The sequence below is a fragment of the Oleiphilus sp. HI0079 genome, assembly GCF_001635105.1.
In genome coordinates this window covers 1-643 of the sequence record NZ_LWFT01000801.1, presented here as the reverse complement: position 1 = coordinate 643, position 643 = coordinate 1, and the positions used below count along the sequence as shown (strand labels likewise).

The 643-nt window shown below is 47.4% G+C and carries 1 protein-coding gene; it reads left to right on the top strand.

The features are described from left to right. Nucleotides 1–278, top strand: a 278-nt coding sequence (locus A3750_RS14960; protein WP_197475062.1) for an RNA-binding S4 domain-containing protein, incomplete at its 5' end; no start/stop codon positions are given. Between the last annotated feature and the right edge of the window lie 365 nt (nucleotides 279–643).

The following is a 643-nucleotide window of genomic DNA, read 5'->3' as shown; positions in this document are numbered from 1 at the left end:
CGCACAAAGGAGTGGGCAATCAGGTTGCTCTTGGTGAGATTCCGGAGAATCTTGAGGAGGTTGTGGTTGATGCGGATTCGCAGGAGGAGCTGCCTATATCTGCAGTGTTGCGCTTGGCGGGTTTGGTGAAGAATGGTGCAGCTGCTAAAGATGTGCTTGGGCGCGGTGCAGTCTATGTTGACGGCAAGCCGGTTGAGGCGACACTAAAGCTTCGGGTCAGTGGGCGCTTTGTGGTGCAGGCAGGCAAGAAGAAAATTGCTCGGGTGGTTATTAAGTAGTCGTTGCGCGTTGAAACTCGATTTTTTATAAAAAAGGTGTTGACCGCAAGGTCAGGATATTTATAATGCGCGCTCGCTTTGAGAGACAGCCCGCAAGGGTTGAACGAAAAGCGAAGACGAGCCGGGTTAGCGGAAATATAGGCTATATAAGTACCTGGTTTTGTTGATAACTTTTCGCTGATTTGTTGGCTTCAAAAAATAAATCAGAAACTTCAAAAAAGTCGTTGACAAGAATGTGAGGCTCTGTAGAATACGCGCCTCGCTTGAGGGAACGAAGCAGTTCATCAAGCACCGATCTTTAAAAATTAACCAAGCAATTCGTGTGGGCGCTGACTGAGATGATGTCACGTTAAAGCTTTGAAGTT